Origin of the sequence: Streptomyces sp. NPDC046915, from assembly GCF_040644935.1 — a bacterium.
GTDB lineage: Bacteria > Actinomycetota > Actinomycetes > Streptomycetales > Streptomycetaceae > Streptomyces.
The window spans coordinates 280,423-295,931 of sequence record NZ_JBEYXB010000011.1; the positions used below are offsets into that span (position 1 = coordinate 280,423).

The window sequence follows — 15,509 nt, forward strand, 5'->3', positions numbered from 1 at the left end:
CTGAAAGGAGTCGTGGTACGGGCCGAGCAGGCCCTGCCACGTGCGACCGGTCACGGCCGCATGACTACTACGGGGTGGGGATCAGCCCTCGACCGTGACGCCCATGGAGCGCGCGGTACCGGCGATGATCTTCGCCGCGGCGTCCAGGTCGTTCGCGTTGAGGTCGGGCAGCTTGGTCGTGGCGATCTCACGGACCTGCGCCTCGGTGATCTTGGCGACCTTGGTCTTGTGCGGCTCGCCCGAGCCCTTCTCGATGCCCGCGGCCTTGAGGATCATCTTCGCGGCCGGCGGCGTCTTGGTCACGAAGGTGAAGGAACGGTCCTCGTAGACCGTGATCTCCACCGGGATGACCCAGCCACGCTGCGACTCGGTCGCGGCGTTGTAGGCCTTGCAGAACTCCATGATGTTGACGCCGTGCTGACCCAGCGCCGGGCCGACCGGCGGAGCCGGGTTGGCGGCACCGGCCTGGATCTGGAGCTTGATGAGCCCCGTGACCTTCTTCTTCTTGGGAGGCATAGCTCTCCGGGTCCTTTCGGTTCGGGTCCTGCCTGCGATCGGGGGACAACCCGGACGCAGGCATACCGCACAACGATAACGGGTATAGATGCGCGGCCAAAAACCGCGCAGGTCAGACGTCCGTCGAGCGTTCGCCTGACCTGCGCGGAAGCGGTGGGTCCAGAAGGAACTAGTTCTTCTGGATCTGGTCGAAGGAGAGCTCGACCGGCGTCTCGCGGCCGAAGATCTCCACCAGGCCCTTGACCTTCTTGGAGTCGGGGTTGATCTCGTTGATGGTCGCCTGGAGCGTGGCGAACGGGCCGTCGGTGACGGTGACCGAGTCACCGACCTCGAAGTCCAGGACCTGGACCTCGACCTTGCGCTGCGGGGCCGGCTTGCCCTCGGCCTCGGCGGCCTCGCGGGCGGCCTTCTCCTCCGCCTCCGGGGCGAGCATCTTGACGATCTCGTCCAGGGTCAGCGGGTAGGGGTCGTAGGCGTTGCCGACGAAGCCGGTGACGCCCGGGGTGTTGCGGACGACGCCCCAGGACTCGTTGGTCAGGTCCATGCGGACCAGGACGTAACCAGGCAGCTTGTTCTGCTTGATCGTCTTGCGGTCGCCGTTCTTGATCTGGACGACCTCTTCCTGCGGCACCTCGGCCTGGAAGATGTAGTCCTCGACGTTCAGCGAGACGGCCCGCTGCTCCAGGTTGGTCTTCACGCGGTTCTCGTAACCGGCGTAGGTGTGGATGACGTACCACTCGCCGGGCAGGGTGCGCAGTTCCTCGCGGAGGGCCTCGACCGGGTCGACCGGCTCGGCGGGCTCTTCCTCGGCCTCGTCGGCCAGGGCCAGAGCGTCGTCCTCGACCTCGTCGGACTCGTCCTCGTCGGACTCGTCCTCGACGTGCAGGGCGGTTTCCTCGGCAGCCTCACCCAGTGCGGCTTCCGCAGCCTCGAACTCGTCCTGCTCATCCGCGCCCTCGACGATGTCGAGCTCGTCGTCCACCGTCTCGGCGGCATTCTCGCGAGGCTCGGTGGCGTCGTTCAGGTTCGGGTCAGACACGATGGCTGCTTCTTCCTGGATACATAGGGGTGGAACATGCGAAAACGGGCGCCGGTACCACGGCGCCCTTCGCTCTTTGCTCAGCCGAAGACGTACTTGGCGGCGTGGTTGAGCCCATAGTCAATCACGGTCACCAGCGCGATCATGATGGCGACGAAGAAGATCACCACGGTGGTGTACGACGTCAGCTGGTTACGCGTCGGCCAGACGACCTTGCGGAGTTCCGCGATGATCTGGCGGTAGAAGGTCGCGAGGCGCTTCAGCGGGCCCTTCTTGGCACGCTTGCCACCCTTGCGGGCCTTCTTGGTCTCCTGCACCTCATCCTGAGCGTCAGGCGTGTCGATGGAGCCCACGGCGTCCGTCATTCATCCTCACCTGATCCCGGGTCGTGGCCGTGCCGCGCCCGGTTCCTGAGCCGCACGGCGGTGCAATGATGTACGTACATGCGCACACATCCTGGCGGTGTGTGTAGCAGGGCCGGAGGGACTTGAACCCCCAACCGCCGGTTTTGGAGACCGGTGCTCTACCAATTGAGCTACGACCCTTTGTGTGTTCCCCAACGTACCGCATGCGACCGGGTGCTCGGTGTGCACCTGCTGTACCGCGGCTGCTGGAGGCCAACGAGGTGAGAGTGTACGTGGTCGCGGGCCCGGCGTCGAACAGAAAGTGCCCGTACGGGCCCTCCCGCCGGAAGATCGTCCTGACCCGGGCTCGAATTCGGACCCTTGTTCACAGGTCGGCACGATCCTGTTCAGTGGGTGAAACCCGCGTGCCGGGCAGGTTTCCGGTCTGGAACGATGGCCCCATGAGCGCTGCAACCCCTCCCACCGAGCGCCGGGTCTCCGCCCGAGTCGGCGCGATCTCCGAGTCCGCCACCCTCGCCGTGGACGCCAAGGCCAAGGCCCTCAAGGCCGCCGGGCGTCCGGTGATCGGCTTCGGCGCGGGTGAGCCCGACTTCCCGACGCCGGACTACATCGTCGAGGCGGCCGTCGAGGCCTGCAAGAACCCCAAGTACCACCGGTACACCCCGGCCGGCGGTCTGCCCGAGCTGAAGGCCGCGATCGCCGCGAAGACGCTGCGCGACTCCGGCTACGAGGTCGACCCGGCACAGATCCTGGTCACCAACGGCGGCAAGCAGGCCATCTACGAGGCCTTCGCCGCGATCCTCGACCCGGGCGACGAGGTCATCGTCCCGGCGCCGTACTGGACGACGTACCCGGAGTCGATCCGGCTGGCCGGCGGTGTGCCGGTGGAGGTCGTCGCGGACGAGACGACCGGCTACCGGGTGAGCGTGGAGCAGCTGGAGGCGGCCCGCACGGAGAAGACGAAGGTCGTGCTCTTCGTCTCCCCCTCGAACCCGACCGGCGCCGTCTACAGCGCCGAGGAGGCCGAGGCGATCGGCCGCTGGGCGGTCGAGCACGGCCTGTGGGTGCTGACGGACGAGATCTACGAGCACCTGGTCTACGGGGACGCGAAGTTCACCTCGCTGCCCGCGCTCCTGCCCGAGCTGCGCGAGAAGTGCATCGTGGTCAACGGCGTCGCGAAGACGTACGCCATGACGGGCTGGCGCGTGGGCTGGGTCATCGGCCCGAAGGACGTGGTGAAGGCCGCGACGAACCTCCAGTCGCACGCCACCTCGAACGTCTCGAACGTGGCCCAGGTCGCGGCCCTGGCCGCCGTCTCCGGCGACCTGTCGGCCGTCGAGAAGATGCGCGAGGCCTTCGACCGGCGCCGCCGGACCATCGTGCGGATGCTCAACGAGATCGACGGCGTGCTCTGCCCGGAGCCCGAGGGCGCCTTCTACGCGTACCCGTCGGTGAAGGCCCTGCTCGGCAAGGAGATCCGGGGCAAGCGCCCGCAGAACACGGTGGAGCTGGCCGCCCTCATCCTGGAGGAGGCCGAGGTCGCGGTCGTCCCGGGCGAGGCCTTCGGCACCCCCGGCTATCTGCGGCTGTCCTACGCGCTCGGTGACGAGGACCTCGTCGAGGGCGTGAGCCGGATGCAGAAGCTGCTGGCGGAGGCGCAGGACTGACGTCCGCTTCTTGTCCACGGGGGCACCTCTCGATGCCGGGAGGTGCCCCCGCCTCTGTGTGCGAGCAAGACCACGTTCGGGGAATCAGCTACCGGGATGGCGGGAACGTACGGCAGGATCCTGGGATGGAGCGTGTACGTGATGTCTCTGAGCTGCCGAAAGCCCATCTGCACCTGCACTTCACCGGCTCGATGCGGCCGGCGACCGTCCTGGAACTGGCCGACAAGTACGGTGTGCGCCTGCCCGAGGCGCTGACCGAAGCCCTCACCAGCGGGGAGCCGCCGAAGCTGCGGGCCACGGACGAGCGGGGCTGGTTCCGCTTCCAGCGGCTCTACGACGCGGCGCGCTCCTGCCTCAGAGAGCCCGAGGACATCCAGCGGCTGGTGCGCGAGGCGGCCGAGGAGGATCTCAAGGACGGCTCGGGCTGGCTGGAGATCCAGGTGGACCCCACCTCGTACGCGCCCCGGCTGGGCGGGCTGATCCCGGCGCTGGAGATCATCCTGGACGCGGTGGACACGACGTCCCGGGAGAGCGGCCTGGGCATGCGGGTGCTGGTGGCCGCGAACCGGATGAAGCACCCCCTGGACGCGCGCACCCTGGCCCGGCTCGCGGTGCGGTTCGCCGACCGGGGTGTGGTCGGCTTCGGGCTGTCGAACGACGAGCGGCGGGGCATGGCGCGGGACTTCGACCGGGCCTTCCACATCGCGCGGGAGGGCGGTCTGCTCGCGGCCCCGCACGGCGGCGAGCTGACCGGTCCGGCCTCGGTCCGGGACTGCCTGGACGACCTGCACGCCTCGCGGATCGGCCACGGGGTGCGCGCGGCGGAGGACCCGCGGCTGCTGAAGCGGCTCGCGGACCGGGGTGTGACCTGCGAGGTGTGCCCGGCGTCGAACGTGGCACTGGGCGTGTACGAGAAGCCGGAGGACGTGCCGCTGCGCACGCTCTTCGCGGCGGGCGTCCCGATGGCGCTGGGCGCCGACGACCCGCTCCTCTTCGGCTCCCGGCTCGCGGCCCAGTACGAGTTCGCCCGCCTGCACCACGGTTTCTCGGACGCCGAACTGGCCGAGCTGGCCCGGCAGTCGGTCCGGGGTTCGGCGGCGCCGGAGGACGTGAAGGCCCGGCTGCTGGCGGGCGTGGACGGCTGGCTCAGTGGCCCGGTCGCTTGAAGTGGGCGTAGGGCGGATAGGCCTTGAAGCAGATCAGGACGTCCAGGGGGTGTCCGCCGCCGGGTGGCTGGACCAGCGCCGGGAGCTCCGCCATCAGCGCTGAGTATCCCTTCACCACGCCCTTCTGGCGCGGCCCCCAGCCCGCCGCGTGGGCGAAGTAGGTGGCGGTCTCGGCGAAGACGTCGCGGCTGCCGAAGAGGAAGAACGTGCCGGCGTGCGTGGCGTGCCGCAACTCGTCACGGAAGTCCGCCCGTTCCCACCGTTCGCGCCACCTGGCGGCGTCCCGGGCGGTGCGCGCCTCGTCGGTGCGGACGGTCAGCGGGGTGCCGTGGCGCAGCTTCTGGCGCAGTTCGGGCCACTGGCTGGGGCGCAGGCCGAGGGTGTGGTGAGCGAGGACGAGGTCGACCGGCTCGCCCCGGCCTTCGTCGGGCGGGACTCCGTCGCGTAAGGGCACGTGGACGATCGTGTGGCGGGAGTAGGCGGCGAAGGAGAACAGGCCCGCGAGCCGGTTCAGGCCGTCGTGGTCGCCCAGCAGCAGGCCGATCGGGTCGGGGGCGCGCAGGGAGGTGTGGCGCAGGGTCGCCCAGGGCTGGACGATCCGGTGCTGGTGCGGACCGGTCCTCGGCCGGAACTGGCGCAGTCTCAGCCTCATACGGCGATCCCGGTCAGCAGCGTGCGGGCCAGCCGTCGGGCGAAGTCGTCCACGGGGGGCGGTTCGCCGTTGCTCGTGGCGTCGTAAGCGAAGGCCCGTTGGGCGCAGGCGCCCAGGAGCAGCGAGGCGGCCGCGAAGGTGTCCGTGTCGGGGCGGACCCGGCCGGCCGCCTGTTCGGCCCGGAGATAGGTGTCGAGGCCCTCGATGGGCATGTGCGGGCCCGAGCCCATCTGCCGCATCGCGTCGTCGTGGCGCTTCTTGAGCTGGGTCTCGGCGTAGAGGGAGGCCGCGATCGGGAAGCTCTGCTCGTAGAACAGGGCCGCCTGCCGGGCGATCTCGGTGAGGTTCTCCTCCAGGGTGTGCCGGCCCGGCTCGGCGGTGAGGGCGCGCAGCAGCGGGGTGAGTGCCGGGAGCCGTTCGCGGAGGACCTCTATGAACAGCTCCTCCTTGCCGGTGAAGTGCTTGTAGAGGGCGGCCTCGGAGCAGCCGGCCGCCCTGGCGATCTCCTTGGTCGTGGCGCGGGCCAGCCCGACGGTGAGCATGAGTTCGTGGGCGGCGTCGAGGATGCGGGCGCGGGCCGGTTTCTGCTGCATGGCGCCCAAGGATTGCATGGCCTCTCCAAGGATTCTTGACGGGTGGGTAAGTACTTACTCACTGTAGAGGCCAGCAGGGTGAGTGAGTACTCACCCACCAACGGAGGAGTGGGTCATGAACCTCACCGTTTTCGGTGCCACGGGAGGAATCGGGCAGGAGGTCGTCCGTCAGGCGCTCGCCGCGGGCCATCGGGTCACGGCCGTGGTGCGCGACCCGGCCCGGCTGAACGTGACCGGTGCTGGCCTGGAGGTGTTCCGCGCCGACCTCACCGACCCGGAGTCGGTACGCCCCGCGGTCGCCGGCCGGGACGCGGTCCTGTCCGGCCTGGGTGCCCGCAGCCGTAAGGACGCCGGGGTCGCGGCACGGCTGACCCGTACGGTCCTGCGGGCCATGGAGGCCGAGGGCGTGCGCCGGGTGCTCGTGGTCAGCGCGGGGCCGGTGGGCCCGGAGCCGGAGGGGGACGGCTTCCTGGACCGCGGTGTGCGCGGGATCGTCTCGGCGCTGCTCAAGGACGTCTACGCCGACCTGCGGGAGATGGAGGACGAGCTGGCCCGCAGCAGCACGGACTGGACGTCCGTACGGCCGCCGCGGCTACAGGACAAACCCCTGACCGGCTCGTACCGGACGGTCGTCGGCGGCTTCCCGCTCAAGGGGCGCTTCATCGCGCGGGCGGACGTGGCCCACGCGATGCTGGCGATGATCGACGATCCGGGGACGGTGAAGCAGGGGGTCGGGGTGGCGTACTAGGCGTGTGACGGCCTACAGGGCGACGCCCACCGTCACTGGCTCGTTGACCAGGGTGATGCCGAAGGCCTCGCGGACTCCGGCGACGACCTCGCGGGCGAGGGACAGCAGGTCCTCGGTGGTGGCGCCGCCCCGGTTGGTGAGGGCGAGGGTGTGCTTGGTGGAGATGCGGGCGGGCCCGGTGCCGTAGCCCTTGGTGAAGCCGGCCTTGTCGATCAGCCAGGCCGCCGAGGTCTTGGTGTGGCCCTCCCCCGCCGGGTAGGCGGGCGGCTCGGCGCCGTCGCCCAGGCGCTGCCGCACGCGCGCGTGGAAGGCGCCGAACTGGGCGTCGGTGAGGATCGGGTTGGTGAAGAAGGACCCTGCCGACCAGGTGTCGTGGTCGTCGGGGTCGAGGACCATGCCCTTGCCGGCGCGCAGCTTCAGGACGGTCTCGCGGGCGGTGGCGAGCGGCACCCGGTCACCGGGGTCGACACCGAGGGCGCGGGCCGTCTCGGCGTACTTGACCGGCGCCGACAGTCCGTCGGCGGCTTCCAGGGCGAAGCGGACGCGCAGCACCACATAGCGCGCCGGGTCGGCCTTGAAGCGGCTGTGGCGGTAGGAGAAGGCGCACTCGTCGTTGGTCAGCGTGACCGTCTCGTGGGACCGCCGGTCGTAGGCGATCACCTCGGTGATGGTCGAGGAGACCTCCTGGCCGTACGCGCCGACGTTCTGGATCGGTGTCGCGCCCGCCGAGCCCGGGATACCGGCGAGGCACTCGATGCCCGCGAGCCCGGCCTCCACGGTGCGGGCGACGGCGTCGGTCCACACCTCGCCGGCCGCCAGCTCCAGTGTCGTACCGCGCAGTTCGAAGCCGGTGGTGGCGATGCGCAGGGCCGTGCCGTCGAAGCCCTTGTCGCCGATGACCAGGTTCGATCCGCCGCCGATGACCAGCAGCGGCGTACCGGTGGCGTCGGCCTCGCGGACGGCGTCGATCACCTCGGCGTCGGTGGTGGCGGTGACCAGCCGGGTCGCGGGACCGCCCAGCCGGAAGGTGGTCAGCGGGGCGAGGGGGGCGTCGTGGAGTTCCAGCACGCGCCCAAGACTACGAGACGGCACTGACAGCGCCGGGACACAGCCCGACGGCCCGGCGGGGAGCCGGGCCGTCATGGTGTTTTCCGTGCCCCACGCGCGCGTGGGGGTCTCATGTGAGTCGTCGGACCGCCTCCTCCCAGCTCAAGGGGAGGTCGGCGCTCGTCGTGGTCCAGGTGGCGAACTTCACGTCCCGCATCTGGGAGGCGAGTCCCCTGGACGTCGGCGCGTGGCTGCCGGAGGTGGCAAAGGCCTTCAGTGCCCGCGGTGACTCCCAGGCGGACAGCGTCCAGAAGGTCCGCCGGAACGGCCGCGCCTTCAGCGAGGCACCGTAGGCGCCGGGCGCGCCGCTCACCTGGCGCCACACCGCCGGGGTGCGGACGAGGAACCGCAAGGCTCCCCAGAGGGTGCGGGTCTCGAAGCGGGAGGCGAAGACATGGACCTCGGTGTCCTCGGGCGGGGTGTTCGGCGCGGTCCAGGGCAGCGTGGGCATCTCGGGCTCCTCTCGGGCGCGACCGGGGTCGGCGTCCGCTGTCAGTGGGAGGCGGCTTCGACGACCGGGGCGGGCGCCGGCTCGGCCGGGCCGTCGGCCGGGCCGTCGACCGGGGTGGCGGCCGGGGTGGCGGCCCGTCGCCCGGCCGGGATCAGCAGTGCCGCGGCTCCGGCGAACGCCACGACCCCGGAGCCCGTCACCAGGGCGGGCTTCAGGCCGTCGACGAAGTTCTGCGCGGACTCGTAGCCGCCCTGCGCGGAGAAGATCGAGGACATGATCGCGATGCCGAGGGCGCCGCCGACCTCGCGCAGCGCGTTGTTGGCGCCGGAGGCGATGCCCTGTTCCTGTGGGAGGACGCTGGACATCACGAGGTTGGCGGCCGGGGCGAAGTACAGGGCCATGCCGACGCCGCTGATGATCAGGCCGGGCAGCTGCGCGGCGTAGGAGACGTCGGCCGCGACCACGGAGGCCATGTAGCCGAGCCCGACGGCCTGGAGGAACAGACCGGTGGCGACGACCGGGCGGCCTCCGATGCGGTCGGAGAGGATCCCGGCGACCGGCGCCACGAGCATCGGCATCCCGGTCCAGGGCAGCATCCGGAAGCCGGCCTCGGTGGGCGAGTAGCCGAGTACGCCCTGCATGTACTGGCTGAGCAGGAAGATCGAGCCGAACATGCCGACGAACATCAGCAGGCTGGCCGCGTTGATCCCGGTGAACGCGCGGGAGCGGAACAGGCGCATGGGCAGCATCGGGTTCTTGGCGCGGGTGCTGTAGAGGACGAAGCCGGCCAGCAGGGCGCTGCCCGCGAACAGCGCGGTCAGTACGACGGTGTCGGTCCAGCCGTCGGCGGGCCCGCGGACGAGGCCGTACACGATCCCGAAGAGCCCGCCGCTGGCGAGCAGCGTGCCGGGGAGGTCGAGCGCGGCGCCGGTGCCGTACGACTCGGCCAGGCGCAGCCGGGCGAGCGGCAGCAGGGCCACGCCGAGCGGGACGTTCAGCCAGAAGATCCAGTGCCAGGAGACGTGTTCGGTGAGGCTGCCGCCGATCAGCGGCCCGGAGGCGACCGCGAGGCCGTTGACCGCGCCCCAGATGCCGTACGCCAGCCCGCGCTTGGCGGCGGGCACGGCCGCGGTCAGCAGGGTCAGGGTCAGCGGCATCATCACGGCCGCGCCGACGCCCTGGACGGCGCGGGCGGCGATGAGGGAACCGATGCCGGGTGCCATCGCGGCGGCCGCGGAGGCGCCGGTGAAGACGGTGAGCCCGGCGATGAAGAGCCGGCGGCGGCCGAAGCGGTCGCCGAGCGCCGCGCCGAACATCAGCAGGACGGCGAAGGTGAGCGTGTAGGCGCTCACAGTCCATTCCAGGTCGTCCAGCGCACCGCCCAGGTCCTGGCGGATCGAGGGCAGGGCGGTGGTGACGACGAGGTTGTCGAGGGACGCCATGAATCCGGCGACGCTGGTGATGACGAGGGCCCAGACGGTTCCCCCGCGACGGGTGCTCTGCTGTTGCGTCTGCTGTGCCAGCTGCTGTGGCATCTCTCCCCCAGGGAGTGCTCGTGACAGTTGATTAGTTATTGATGACTAACTTTTGTGCGCAAGCGACGGCGGGCGTCACCGTTCGCCGCCCGCGCTACTTCTCCAGCCGACCCGTGACCCGCGCGTCCGGGTAGATCCCCTCCCACACCCGGTGCCCGGGCGGAAACCCCATGGCCACCAGGCAGTTGATCAGCATCCCGTACGCCATGAAGGCCGTCGTCTCGTTCGCGTCGGCGCCGAGCGGGAGGTGCACGGTGTCCCACAGGCGCATCCAGCCGGCCCGCACGGACTCCCCGAAGGCGCGATCGCCTTCCTCGTCGGCGGCGGCGACCGCGAGGTACATCTGCATCTGCATCTGAAGCCGCTCGGGCCGCTCCGCGATGACCTTGACGTACGCGTTCGCCATGGCCTGCTGGGCCTCTTCGCCCTCCAGCCCCTCGGCGGCCTCCTCGAAGGTGCGGATCGTGTCCTCCACGCACCGCTCGGCCGCCGCGAGGAAGATCGCCTTCTTGCCCGGGAAGAGCCGGAAGAGATACGGCTGCGAGACACCGACGCGCTTGGCGATCGCCTCGGTGGACGTCCCGTGGTAACCGCCCCGCGCGAACTCGCTCATCGCCGCACGGATGACGCTCTCGCGCCTCTCCTCTGCGCTCATCCTGACCATGCGAATAAGTTAGTACTCAATCACTAACTTCGTCAAGGGGTGGCGGGAGCGCTCGGGTCATGGGGCGTGCGCCCGGCCGCGAACGGCGGTGGGCCGCGACCCTCTCGCGGGTCGCGCAGCGCCGGGAGCAGTACCGGCGCTCGGGGCCCTGCCCCTGCGTGACGAAGACGTTCCCGCAGGCCGACGAGGCGCAGACCCGGCCCGGCGGACGCTGGTGGTCCCACACGAGGACAGCGAGGGCCAGGCACGAGGAGGTCAGGAGCCACTCGTCCCAGGGGGCGTCGTCGTCACGGTCGAGGTGCGGATGCCAGGGCGTGCCGCCGCCGTGCGAGGTGAGGCGAAGCGGCCCCGCGCACTCCCGGAGGAGGCGGTTGAGCGTGGCGGCGGCCGTGTCCACGTCGTCGGCGGCGAAGACCTCGCGGAGCGGCACGGCGGCCACGCGCATGCGCCCGACGTCCTGGGCGGTCAGGTGGAGGGGACCCTTCTCGCCGAACTCGTGCAGCACGGCGGCGACCGCCTCCGGGTCCGGGGCCGGGCCGACCGTGAGGGCGTTGACCAGGGCGGCGGTGCGGCGGGCGTTGGTGAGCACGGAGTGACGGGTGGACCAGTCGGTGTCGCGGGTGGGCATGCCGGGAACGTAACGCATATTGAGCCGTTTTGAGTTACGTACGTAACGTCGTGCCGATGAAAAGGCGTTACGCACATGTCTACTTGGCCGCGGCGACGGCCGCCCGCACCGGCGACGAGATGTCCGGCCCGGCGCTCCTGCTGGCCGGTTTGGCGGCCTCGGGCTCCACTGTCCAGGCGTCGTCGCTGCTCGCGGCCCTGACAGTCACGGCGGCGGTGGGCGGTCCCGTGCTCGGGGTGTTCCTCGACCGGGCGGCACGACCGGGCCGTCTGCTGGCGGCCGCACTGGCGCTGTACGCGGCCGGGCTGACGCTGATCCTCTCGGCTCTGGGCCGCCTGCCGCCCGCCCTCGTGCTCGCGATCGCCGTGGGCACCGGACTGTTCGGGCCGGCCCTGTCGGGCGGCTGGACCGCCCAGCTGCCCCGCGTCGTCCCGCCGGAGTGGCTGCCGCGCGCCACCGCGCTCGACGCCATGACCTTCGGCGCCGCGAGCCTGACCGGCCCCGCCCTGACCGGCACCGCGGCGGGGCTGCTGGGGGCTCCCGCGGCGGTCGTGCTGTCGGTGACGCTCATCGGGGCGGCGCTGCCGGTCGCGTGGACGCTGCCCGGACGACCGGGGACGGGGCCGGGGACGGAGCCGAGGCCGGGAACGGCAGCGGGGACGGGACCGGAGACGGGCCCGGCGGCACGTCCTGGTCCGCGCGCGGGCACGGTGGTGGGCGACCTCACGGCCGGTGTGCGGTGCATCGGCCGCAGCCCCTCCCTGGCCGGGGCCACGCTGACGTCGGTCGCTTCCTGTACGGCTCAGGGCATGCTGATCACCTGCACGCCGGTACTGGGGGCACGGTCCCTCGGCGGAACCGGGCGCGGCGCGTTGCTGCTCTCCGGTGTCGCCGTCGTGTCCCTCGTCGCGAACGCCGTCCTCGCCCGCCTACCCGCCCGCCTCCCCGGCTGTCGGCCCGCCCCGGACCTCGTGGTCCGTATCGGCGCGCTGTTACAGGCCGCCGCCCTCGCCCTGGCCGCGACCGGCCGCCCGGCGCCGCTGGCCGCCGCGGTCGTGCTGGCCGGGGCCGGGGAGGGGCCGCAGCTCACGGCTCTGTTCGCGGTGCGGCACCGGGAGGCGCCGGAGCGGTTGCGCGGCCAGGTCTTCACCACCGGCGCCAGCCTGAAGATCACAGGCTTCGCCCTGGGCGCGGCGGTGGCTGGCCCGATGATCGGCCGGTCGCTGCCGGGCACCCTGCTGACGGCGGCCGGGGTGCAGGTCGTCGGGGCGCTGTCCGGGAGGTTCGGGGCGGCCCGGCAGGTGAAGTGCGGGACACACGGCAAGTAAGGGGCGCCCGCAATGGCGGGCGCCCCTTACTTGTGCCTCTGTGCCTCTTACATGGGCTGGCCGGTCACGCGAGCCGGACGACCGCCCGGGACATCCCCAGTACCTTCTGCCCTCCGCTGGTCGCCGTGAGATCGACGCGGACGGTGTTGTCGTCGAGCTTGGCCGCGACCTTGGCGCTGACCTCGATCGTGGCGCCCTGGTCGTCGTTGGGGACGACGACGGGCTTGGTGAAGCGGACGCCGTACTCGACGACCGCGCCCGGGTCACCGGTCCAGTCGGTGACCACACGGATCGCCTCGGCCATGGTGAACATGCCGTGCGCGATGACGTCCGGCAGGCCCACCTCCTTGGCGAACTTCTCGTTCCAGTGGATCGGGTTGAAGTCCCCGGAGGCACCCGCGTACCGCACGAGAGTGGCACGGTTCACAGAGAAGGTCTGCGCCGGCAGCTCGGTGCCGACCTCGATGTCGTCGTACGCGATCTTCGCCGTCATCGCTTCCTCATGCCTTCTCGTCCGCGGCACGCGCCACGAGCTTGGTCCAGGCGGTCACGACGTGCTCGCCCGCCTCGTCGTGGACCTCGCCGCGGACGTCCAGGATGTCGTTGCCCGCGAGGGACTTGATCCCCTCGATGGTCGAGGTGACCGAGAGCCGGTCACCGGCGCGCACCGGGCGGGTGTAGGCGAACTTCTGGTCGCCGTGCACCACACGGCTGTAGTCGAGGCCGAGCTGAGGATCCTCGATGACCTGTCCCGCGGCCTTGAAGGTGATCGCGAAGACGAAGGTCGGCGGGGCGATCACATCGGGGTGGCCGAGCGCCTTGGCGGCCTCCGCGTCCGTGTACGCCGGGTTGGTGTCCCCCACCGCCTCGGCGAACTCGCGGATCTTCTCCCGGCCCACCTCATAGGGCTCGGTGGGCGGGTAGGTCCGCCCCACGAAGGACTGGTCGAGCGCCATGGGCTCGGCACCTCCTGCTTGCTCTACTGACCGGTACTAGTCGCTCAACGACGCGAGGCCGCCCCCGATCTTCCGGGGACGGCCTCGCGTACGAGCCTGATTTATCGCGTTTCGCGGTGCGCGGTGTGCGCATTGCAACGCGGGCAGTGCTTCTTCATCTCAAGACGGTCCGGGTTGTTACGCCGGTTCTTCTTGGTGATGTAGTTCCGCTCCTTGCACTCCACGCAGGCCAGCGTGATCTTCGGGCGGACGTCGGTGGCAGCCACGTGAGTGCTCCTTGACGAACGGGTGGGTTAATTCAACGCAAGAAAGAGTAGCCGATCGAAGGACCGACCCCGCAATCGGCTACTGTCAGTAGCGGTGACCGGACTTGAACCGGTGACACAGCGATTATGAGCCGCTTGCTCTACCGACTGAGCTACACCGCTTTGATGCGATCGGATCCCGCCTCGCGACGGGAACCTCTCACACCAGAGCCCCAATACGGAATCGAACCGTAGACCTTCTCCTTACCATGGAGACGCTCTGCCGACTGAGCTATTGGGGCGAGCGATGAAGACATTACACGCTCGGCCGCCGTTCGCCCAAATCCATTCCGGACGGCCCACCCCGCCCCCTCCAGCAGGGCTCTCTCCGGCCTCGTACGTCCCTCCCGCACACCCTCCGCATGCCCCGCGACCAGCACCCCGAGGGCCGGACCACGCCGGTACGACTATTGCGCTCCTCCCCGCCAGGCGCGGCCCGCCACCCTAGGCTCGACTCACTCTGCGTGATCACGCGCCCGTTCACGCAGCCCCGAGTCCCTGGAGCGCGATGCCCGAGAGCCGACCGCAGCCGCCTTCCTCGTCGTCGGGACAGCCCGACGCGGCGCCCCTCCTGCTGTGCGGGGCGCGCCTGACCGACGGCCGGGCCGTGGACGTACGGCTGGACGGCGGGCGCATCGAGGCGGTCGGCACGGCCGGCAGCCTGGCGTCGGGACCGGCCCGGGCCGGCGGCGCGCGCGTGGACCTCGGCGGGTATCTGCTGCTCCCGGCCCCGGCCGAGCCGCACGCCCACGGCGACACGGCACTGTCCGCCGAGGACGACGGTCCGGTCTCGTACGACCCCGACGACGTCCAGCGCCGGGCCACCGAGGCCGCCCTGCTCCAGCTGGGCCACGGGGCGACGGCGTTGCGGGCGCACGTGCGCGTGGGCGACGTCCAGGGGCTGGGCGCGCTGGCCGCCGTACTACGGGCGCGGCGCTCGCTGCAAGGGCTGGCGGAGCTGACGGCGGTGGCGGTACCGCGCGTGCTGACCGGGGTGGCGGGGGCGGACGGGCTGGCGATACTGCGGGACGCGGTGAAGATGGGCGCCTCCGTGGTGGGCGGTTGTCCGGATCTGGACCCGGATCCGACGGGCTATGTGGAGGCGGTGCTGGAGATCGCCTCCGAGTACGGCTGCCCGGTGGACCTGCACACGGACGCCACCGACCCGGCCCGTCTGGCCCGGCTCGCGGCGATGGCGGGCGGCCTGCGCCCCGGCGTGACGCTCGGCCCGTGCGCCGGTCTGGCCCGGCTGCCCGCCGAGGCGGCCTCGCGCATCGCGGACCGCCTCGCGGCGGCCGGCGTGACGGTGGTGTGCCTGCCCCAGGGCGGCTGCGGGAACGTCGAGGGGCGCGACACGGCTCCGGTACGGCTGCTGCGCACCGCCGGGGTGCGGGTCGCGGCCGGCAGCGGCGCGCTGCGGGACGTGTCGAACCCGGTGGGACGCGGCGATCCCCTGGAGGCGGCCTACCTGCTGGCCTCCCGTCACGGCCTGGGCCCCGCGGACGCCTACGACGCGGTCAGTGCCTCCGCCCGCGCGGTGCTCGGCCTGCCGGAGGTGCGCGTCGAGGCCGGGTTCCCCGCCGAACTCCTCGCCGTGCGCGGTGACCATCTCGCCGGAGCGCTGTCCCTGGCGTACAGCCGGATCGTGGTGCACCGGGGACGTGTGGTGGCACGCACCAGCGCGGTGCGCGAGTACTGGAACTCGGCCGCGGCGGCGGAGTTGGGGCTGCCGCGGCAGGGCCGGGGCGAGCTGTCCTGACCGCTGCGGTCCGGGCGGGTGGGGCCGCGG

General features: G+C 71.3%; 18 protein-coding genes and 3 tRNA genes. 5 read left to right on the forward strand and 16 right to left on the reverse strand.

Annotated elements, in window-relative coordinates; all coding sequences use genetic code 11:
* Nucleotides 1-81: 81 nt before the first annotated feature.
* The 4 genes from rplK to ABZ915_RS28400 form a co-directional block, all read right to left on the reverse strand.
* Nucleotides 82-516, reverse strand: a complete 435-nt coding sequence (rplK, locus tag ABZ915_RS28385) for a 50S ribosomal protein L11 (protein ID WP_257541722.1) — start codon at nucleotides 514-516, stop codon at nucleotides 82-84.
* Nucleotides 517-685: 169 nt separating this feature from the next.
* The gene (gene nusG, locus ABZ915_RS28390) at nucleotides 686-1,555 is read right to left on the reverse strand and encodes a transcription termination/antitermination protein NusG (RefSeq protein ID WP_361808976.1); all 870 of its coding nucleotides are present in this window, start codon (nucleotides 1,553-1,555) and stop codon (nucleotides 686-688) included.
* Nucleotides 1,556-1,635: 80 nt separating this feature from the next.
* Nucleotides 1,636-1,920, reverse strand: a complete 285-nt coding sequence (gene secE / locus ABZ915_RS28395; protein WP_361808979.1) for a preprotein translocase subunit SecE — start codon at nucleotides 1,918-1,920, stop codon at nucleotides 1,636-1,638.
* Between the two features lie 107 nt (nucleotides 1,921-2,027).
* Nucleotides 2,028-2,100: transfer RNA gene (locus ABZ915_RS28400), tRNA-Trp, on the reverse strand.
* 260 nt (nucleotides 2,101-2,360) lie between these two features.
* Here ABZ915_RS28400 and ABZ915_RS28405 point away from each other — a divergent pair.
* Both ABZ915_RS28405 and ABZ915_RS28410 read left to right on the forward strand, forming a co-directional pair.
* Complete coding sequence (locus ABZ915_RS28405) at nucleotides 2,361-3,587, forward strand: pyridoxal phosphate-dependent aminotransferase (protein ID WP_361808982.1); 1,227 nt, start codon at nucleotides 2,361-2,363, stop codon at nucleotides 3,585-3,587.
* 125 nt (nucleotides 3,588-3,712) lie between these two features.
* On the forward strand, nucleotides 3,713-4,753 hold the full coding sequence (locus tag ABZ915_RS28410) for an adenosine deaminase (protein ID WP_361808985.1): 1,041 nt from the start codon (nucleotides 3,713-3,715) through the stop codon (nucleotides 4,751-4,753).
* Here ABZ915_RS28410 and ABZ915_RS28415 read toward each other — a convergent pair.
* Together ABZ915_RS28415 and ABZ915_RS28420 are read right to left on the reverse strand one after the other, a co-directional pair.
* The gene (locus ABZ915_RS28415; protein ID WP_361808988.1) at nucleotides 4,734-5,405 is read right to left on the reverse strand and encodes a hypothetical protein; all 672 of its coding nucleotides are present in this window, start codon (nucleotides 5,403-5,405) and stop codon (nucleotides 4,734-4,736) included. The genes ABZ915_RS28410 and ABZ915_RS28415 overlap by 20 nt on opposite strands.
* Nucleotides 5,402-5,998: a helix-turn-helix domain-containing protein gene (locus tag ABZ915_RS28420; RefSeq protein WP_361809118.1), complete on the reverse strand. Its 597-nt coding sequence runs from the start codon at nucleotides 5,996-5,998 to the stop codon at nucleotides 5,402-5,404. Before ABZ915_RS28420 ends, ABZ915_RS28415 begins: the two co-directional genes overlap by 4 nt.
* 115 nt (nucleotides 5,999-6,113) lie before the next feature.
* Between ABZ915_RS28420 and ABZ915_RS28425 the strand changes: the two genes are divergently transcribed.
* Entirely contained in the window at nucleotides 6,114-6,746 is a 633-nt protein-coding gene (locus ABZ915_RS28425) for an NAD(P)-binding oxidoreductase (RefSeq protein WP_361808991.1), read from the forward strand.
* 12 nt (nucleotides 6,747-6,758) lie between these two features.
* On the opposite strand, the gene ABZ915_RS28430 is transcribed toward ABZ915_RS28425, so the two are convergent.
* The 5 genes from ABZ915_RS28430 to ABZ915_RS28450 form a co-directional block, all read right to left on the reverse strand.
* Nucleotides 6,759-7,814, reverse strand: a complete 1,056-nt coding sequence (locus ABZ915_RS28430; RefSeq protein WP_361808994.1) for a UDP-N-acetylmuramate dehydrogenase — start codon at nucleotides 7,812-7,814, stop codon at nucleotides 6,759-6,761.
* 109 nt (nucleotides 7,815-7,923) lie between these two features.
* On the reverse strand, nucleotides 7,924-8,304 hold the full coding sequence (locus tag ABZ915_RS28435) for a DUF3291 domain-containing protein (protein WP_361808997.1): 381 nt from the start codon (nucleotides 8,302-8,304) through the stop codon (nucleotides 7,924-7,926).
* Between the two features lie 41 nt (nucleotides 8,305-8,345).
* The gene (locus ABZ915_RS28440) at nucleotides 8,346-9,839 is read right to left on the reverse strand and encodes a DHA2 family efflux MFS transporter permease subunit (protein WP_361809000.1); all 1,494 of its coding nucleotides are present in this window, start codon (nucleotides 9,837-9,839) and stop codon (nucleotides 8,346-8,348) included.
* A 94-nt stretch (nucleotides 9,840-9,933) separates the two neighbouring features.
* A complete protein-coding gene (locus ABZ915_RS28445; protein WP_361809003.1) occupies nucleotides 9,934-10,503 on the reverse strand; it encodes a helix-turn-helix domain-containing protein in 570 nt (189 codons plus the stop codon).
* Between the two features lie 16 nt (nucleotides 10,504-10,519).
* A complete protein-coding gene (locus tag ABZ915_RS28450; protein WP_361809006.1) occupies nucleotides 10,520-11,131 on the reverse strand; it encodes a CGNR zinc finger domain-containing protein in 612 nt (203 codons plus the stop codon).
* Between the two features lie 56 nt (nucleotides 11,132-11,187).
* Between ABZ915_RS28450 and ABZ915_RS28455 the strand changes: the two genes are divergently transcribed.
* Nucleotides 11,188-12,459: an MFS transporter gene (locus tag ABZ915_RS28455; RefSeq protein ID WP_361809009.1), complete on the forward strand. Its 1,272-nt coding sequence runs from the start codon at nucleotides 11,188-11,190 to the stop codon at nucleotides 12,457-12,459.
* Between the two features lie 64 nt (nucleotides 12,460-12,523).
* Here the strand turns inward: ABZ915_RS28455 and ABZ915_RS28460 are convergent, their stop codons facing one another.
* From ABZ915_RS28460 to ABZ915_RS28480, 5 genes are all read right to left on the reverse strand, one after another.
* Nucleotides 12,524-12,952: a MaoC family dehydratase gene (locus tag ABZ915_RS28460; RefSeq protein WP_361809012.1), complete on the reverse strand. Its 429-nt coding sequence runs from the start codon at nucleotides 12,950-12,952 to the stop codon at nucleotides 12,524-12,526.
* Between the two features lie 7 nt (nucleotides 12,953-12,959).
* A complete protein-coding gene (locus ABZ915_RS28465) occupies nucleotides 12,960-13,415 on the reverse strand; it encodes a MaoC family dehydratase N-terminal domain-containing protein (protein ID WP_361455661.1) in 456 nt (151 codons plus the stop codon).
* Nucleotides 13,416-13,516: 101 nt separating this feature from the next.
* A complete protein-coding gene (gene rpmG, locus ABZ915_RS28470; protein WP_003948671.1) occupies nucleotides 13,517-13,681 on the reverse strand; it encodes a 50S ribosomal protein L33 in 165 nt (54 codons plus the stop codon).
* Nucleotides 13,682-13,770: 89 nt separating this feature from the next.
* Nucleotides 13,771-13,843: transfer RNA gene (locus ABZ915_RS28475), tRNA-Met, on the reverse strand.
* 46 nt (nucleotides 13,844-13,889) lie between these two features.
* Nucleotides 13,890-13,962: transfer RNA gene (locus ABZ915_RS28480), tRNA-Thr, on the reverse strand.
* A 266-nt stretch (nucleotides 13,963-14,228) separates the two neighbouring features.
* Here ABZ915_RS28480 and ABZ915_RS28485 point away from each other — a divergent pair.
* Nucleotides 14,229-15,479, forward strand: coding sequence for an amidohydrolase family protein (locus ABZ915_RS28485; protein WP_361809015.1), 1,251 nt, complete (start codon nucleotides 14,229-14,231; stop codon nucleotides 15,477-15,479).
* The last annotated feature ends 30 nt before the right edge of the window (nucleotides 15,480-15,509 follow it).

Coding starts and splice junctions, on each gene's coding strand:
- rplK (WP_257541722.1), bottom strand. CDS start 516: ATGCCTCCCAAGAAGAAGAAGGTCACGGGGCTCATCAAGCTCCAGATC.
- secE (WP_361808979.1), bottom strand. CDS start 1,920: ATGACGGACGCCGTGGGCTCCATCGACACGCCTGACGCTCAGGATGAG.
- ABZ915_RS28405 (WP_361808982.1), top strand. CDS start 2,361: ATGAGCGCTGCAACCCCTCCCACCGAGCGCCGGGTCTCCGCCCGAGTC.
- ABZ915_RS28410 (WP_361808985.1), top strand. CDS start 3,713: ATGGAGCGTGTACGTGATGTCTCTGAGCTGCCGAAAGCCCATCTGCAC.
- ABZ915_RS28415 (WP_361808988.1), bottom strand. CDS start 5,405: ATGAGGCTGAGACTGCGCCAGTTCCGGCCGAGGACCGGTCCGCACCAG.
- ABZ915_RS28420 (WP_361809118.1), bottom strand. CDS start 5,998: ATGCAGCAGAAACCGGCCCGCGCCCGCATCCTCGACGCCGCCCACGAA.
- ABZ915_RS28425 (WP_361808991.1), top strand. CDS start 6,114: ATGAACCTCACCGTTTTCGGTGCCACGGGAGGAATCGGGCAGGAGGTC.
- ABZ915_RS28435 (WP_361808997.1), bottom strand. CDS start 8,304: ATGCCCACGCTGCCCTGGACCGCGCCGAACACCCCGCCCGAGGACACC.
- ABZ915_RS28440 (WP_361809000.1), bottom strand. CDS start 9,839: ATGCCACAGCAGCTGGCACAGCAGACGCAACAGCAGAGCACCCGTCGC.
- ABZ915_RS28445 (WP_361809003.1), bottom strand. CDS start 10,503: ATGGTCAGGATGAGCGCAGAGGAGAGGCGCGAGAGCGTCATCCGTGCG.
- ABZ915_RS28450 (WP_361809006.1), bottom strand. CDS start 11,131: ATGCCCACCCGCGACACCGACTGGTCCACCCGTCACTCCGTGCTCACC.
- ABZ915_RS28455 (WP_361809009.1), top strand. CDS start 11,188: ATGAAAAGGCGTTACGCACATGTCTACTTGGCCGCGGCGACGGCCGCC.
- ABZ915_RS28460 (WP_361809012.1), bottom strand. CDS start 12,952: ATGACGGCGAAGATCGCGTACGACGACATCGAGGTCGGCACCGAGCTG.
- ABZ915_RS28465 (WP_361455661.1), bottom strand. CDS start 13,415: ATGGCGCTCGACCAGTCCTTCGTGGGGCGGACCTACCCGCCCACCGAG.
- ABZ915_RS28485 (WP_361809015.1), top strand. CDS start 14,229: ATGCCCGAGAGCCGACCGCAGCCGCCTTCCTCGTCGTCGGGACAGCCC.